Origin of the sequence: Pseudomonas sp. HMWF006, from assembly GCF_003061205.1 — a bacterium.
GTDB classification, from domain to species: Bacteria; Pseudomonadota; Gammaproteobacteria; order Pseudomonadales; family Pseudomonadaceae; genus Aquipseudomonas; species Aquipseudomonas monsensis.
This window is the reverse complement of sequence record NZ_QAIU01000416.1, coordinates 2,424-6,230: the sequence shown is the minus strand read 5'-3', so window position 1 is coordinate 6,230 and position 3,807 is coordinate 2,424. Positions and strand designations below refer to the sequence as shown.

The 3,807-nt window shown below is 63.2% G+C and carries 4 protein-coding genes and 1 pseudogene; all 5 read left to right on the top strand.

The genetic code is table 11. From position 1 onward, the window contains the following. A partial coding sequence (locus DBR24_RS32570; RefSeq protein WP_256591588.1) for a MotA/TolQ/ExbB proton channel family protein occupies positions 1-229 on the top strand: 229 nt, incomplete at its 5' end. A gap of 6 nt (positions 230-235) precedes the next feature. Then, complete coding sequence (gene exbD, locus DBR24_RS17130; protein WP_123469870.1) at positions 236-664, top strand: TonB system transport protein ExbD; 429 nt, start codon at positions 236-238, stop codon at positions 662-664. After that, the gene (locus tag DBR24_RS17125; protein WP_128615335.1) at positions 661-1,407 is read left to right on the top strand and encodes an energy transducer TonB; all 747 of its coding nucleotides are present in this window, start codon (positions 661-663) and stop codon (positions 1,405-1,407) included. The genes exbD and DBR24_RS17125 overlap by 4 nt, the downstream gene beginning before the upstream one ends. Before the next feature lie 269 nt (positions 1,408-1,676). After that, entirely contained in the window at positions 1,677-2,606 is a 930-nt protein-coding gene (locus DBR24_RS17120) for a hydrogen peroxide-inducible genes activator (protein ID WP_007920331.1), read from the top strand. Positions 2,607-2,615: 9 nt separating this feature from the next. Beyond that, positions 2,616-3,807, top strand: a pseudogene (locus DBR24_RS32565) (DEAD/DEAH box helicase); the annotation flags it as partial.

Below are 3,807 nucleotides of genomic sequence, written 5' to 3'. Positions count from 1 at the left end.
CCTTGCCGTCGTCGCGCCGGGCATCGCCGAGGCGTTGCTGGCCACTGCGCTGGGTCTGGTTGCAGCGATTCCAGCCGTTGTCATCTACAACGTGTTCGCCCGCTCCATTGCCGGTTACAAGGCGCAGGTGTCCGATGCCTCGGCGCAGGTGCTGCTGCTGGTCAGCCGCGACCTCGACCACCAGCCTGAGCGCAGCAGCTCGCAACCGCACATGGTGAAAGTGGGGTAATCGGCCATGGGCCTGCATTTGAAAGAAGGCGCAGACGACGATCTGGCCGAGAACCACGAAATCAACGTCACGCCGTTCATCGACGTGATGCTGGTGCTGTTGATCATCTTCATGGTGGCCGCACCGTTGGCCACCGTCGATATCAAAGTCGACCTGCCAGCCTCGACCGCCAAACCGGCGCCACGCCCGGAGAAACCGGTGTTCCTCAGCGTCAAGGCTGACCAGCGCCTGTACATCGGCGACGACGAAGTCAAAGCCGACACCCTTGGCGCCGCGCTCGACGCCAAGACCAAAGGCAAGAAAGACACCACCATCTTCTTCCAGGCTGACAAAGGCGTGGACTACGGTGACCTGATGAGCGTGATGGACAAGTTGCGCTCCGCCGGCTACCTGAAGGTCGGTCTGGTCGGGCTTGAGACGGCTGCCAAGAAATGATCAAGACGCGCCATAAGCTGACGCGTTACGGCGGTAGCCTGGCCGTGGTGCTGGGCGTGCATGCGCTGGCCATCGCGCTGGCGCTGAACTGGACCGCCCGCCCGCCCATCGAACTGCCACCGCAGGCAATGATGGTCGAACTGGCACCGGTTCCGGCACCGCCACCGCCGGCTCCGCCGAAAGTCGTCACACCGCCGCAGCCGCCGGCTCCGGTGGAAGAGTTGCCGATTCCGAAACTGGCTGAAGCACCGAAAGCCGAAATCGCGGTGCAGAAACCCAAGCCCAAGCCAAAGCCTAAACCGCCGAAGCCGGTCGAGAAAAAGCTGCCTGATCCGCCGAAGGAAAAACCTTCCGAGGAAAAACCGGCCGATACGCCACCGACCCCGGCACCGACGGAGAAATCCGCTGCGCCTGCGCCGGGCCCGTCGCCGGCACAGTTGGCGGCCAAGGCCAGCTGGCAAGGCACCCTGCTCGCACACCTGGCCAAGTACAAAAAGTACCCGCAAAGTGCTCAGGCTCGCGGCAAGGAGGGCTTGAACCGTCTGCGCTTTGTGGTCGATGGCGAAGGCAACGTATTGTCGTTCGAACTGGTAAGCCGCTCCGGCAACGCCGATCTGGACCGGGCCACCCTGGAAATGATCCGCCGCGCGCAACCGCTGCCCAAGCCACCAGCCGACATGTTGACCAATGGCTCGATCGAAATTGTGGCGCCGTTTGTGTACTCACTCGATCGCCGCCGCTAAGCAACACCGCAATACCCTGTGGGAGCGAGCTTGCTCGCGAAGGGGCCAGGTCAGTCAGAGCAGTTTCGTCTGACATACCGCATTCGCGAGCAAGCTCGCTCCCACAGGATGATGTAATAGCCAGCCAAAAAGGCACCGAAAGGTGCCTTTTGCGTATCTGCACGCGGCAAACCCACATTGGCCGGTGTCGCATTCCTCACTCAGTCTGATAACGTGCGTCTATCAATTGCAGCCGGTATGCTTGGCCTGCATCTTCATGGACGCTTGCTATGACCCTCACTGAATTACGCTACATCGTTACCCTCGCCCAAGAGCAGCACTTCGGCCACGCCGCCGAGCGTTGCCACGTCAGCCAGCCAACCCTGTCGGTGGGCGTGAAAAAGCTTGAAGACGAACTCGGTGTGCTGATTTTCGAGCGCAGCAAAAGCGCCGTGCGCCTGACCCCGGTCGGCGAAGGCATCGTCGCCCAAGCGCAAAAGGTGCTCGAGCAGGCGCAAGGCATTCGTGAACTGGCCCAGGCCGGCAAGAACCAGTTGACCGCACCGCTGAAAGTCGGCGCGATCTACACCGTCGGGCCGTACCTGTTCCCGCACCTGATTCCACAACTGCACCGGGTCGCCCCGCAGATGCCGTTGTACATCGAAGAAAACTTCACCCACGTGCTGCGCGACAAACTGCGCAACGGCGAGCTCGACGCGATCATCATCGCCCTGCCGTTCAACGAAGCCGACGTGCTGACCCTGCCGCTCTACGACGAGCCGTTCTACGTCCTGATGCCGGCCCAGCACCCGTGGACACAGAAAGAAACCATCGACGCCGGCCTGCTCAACGACAAGAGCCTGCTGCTGCTCGGCGAAGGTCATTGCTTCCGCGATCAAGTGCTCGAAGCCTGCCCGACCCTGACCAAAGGCAACGACGGCGCCAAACACACCACGGTCGAATCCAGCTCGCTGGAAACCATTCGGCACATGGTCGCTTCCGGCCTGGGCATCTCGATCCTGCCGTTGTCGGCCGTCGACAGCCATCACTACGCCCCCGGCGTCATCGAAGTGCGTCCGCTGTCACCACCGGTACCCTTCCGCACCGTGGCCATCGCCTGGCGCGCGAGCTTCCCGCGGCCGAAAGCCATCGAGATCCTCGCCGATTCCATTCGCCTGTGTTCGGTGGCCAAGCCAGCGGCACCGGTCACCGCCGGTTAAGCGAGCGTCATGACGGAGCTGTCGCAAGTGTCGGTGACGGCACTCAAGGGTGTCGGCGAAGCCATGGCCGAGAAACTGGCCAAGGTCGGCCTGGAGAACCTGCAGGACGTGCTGTTCCACCTGCCGCTGCGTTATCAGGATCGCACCCGCGTGGTGCCGATCGGTGCGTTACGGCCGGGTCAGGACGCCGTGGTCGAAGGCACCGTCAGCGGTGCCGACGTCGTCATGGGTCGCCGTCGCAGCCTCGTTGTGCGCTTGCAGGACGGCACCGGGGGCTTGAGTCTGCGCTTCTACCATTTCAGTAACGCGCAGAAAGAAGGCCTCAAGCGCGGCACGCGGGTTCGCTGCTACGGCGAAGCCCGGCCCGGCGCTTCAGGGCTGGAAATCTACCACCCGGAATACCGCGCCATCACCGGTGACGAACCGCCGCCCGTGGATGAAACCCTGACCCCGGTCTACCCGCTCACCGAAGGCCTGACCCAGGCGCGTCTGCGCCAGTTGTGCATGCAAACGCTGACGATGCTCAAGCCGGCCACCCTGCCCGACTGGCTGCCGACCGAACTGGCGCGCGACTACCAACTGGCGCCGCTGGCCGATGCGATTCGCTACCTGCACAACCCGCCCGCCGATGCCGACGTCGATGAACTGGCCCTCGGTCATCACTGGGCCCAGCATCGCCTGGCCTTCGAAGAGCTGCTGACCCATCAGTTGTCCCAGCAACGCCTGCGTGAAAGCATGCGTTCATTGCGCGCACCGGCGATGCCAAAAGCCACGAAGCTGCCGCCGAAATACCTCGCCAACCTCGGCTTCAACCCGACCGGCGCGCAACAACGTGTCGGCAACGAAATCGCCTACGACCTCAGCCAGCACGAACCGATGCTGCGGCTGATTCAGGGCGACGTTGGCGCCGGTAAAACCGTGGTCGCCGCACTCGCCGCCCTGCAAGCTCTGGAGGCCGGTTATCAGGTCGCGCTGATGGCGCCGACCGAGATCCTCGCCGAACAGCACTTCATCACCTTCAAGCGCTGGCTCGAACCGCTGGGCATTGAAGTCGCCTGGCTGGCCGGCAAGCTCAAGGGCAAGAACCGCGTCGCCGCGCTGGAGCAGATCGCCAGCGGCACACCGATGGTGGTCGGCACCCACGCGCTGTTCCAGGACGAAGTGCAATTCAAGAACCTCGCACTGGTGATCATCGACGAGC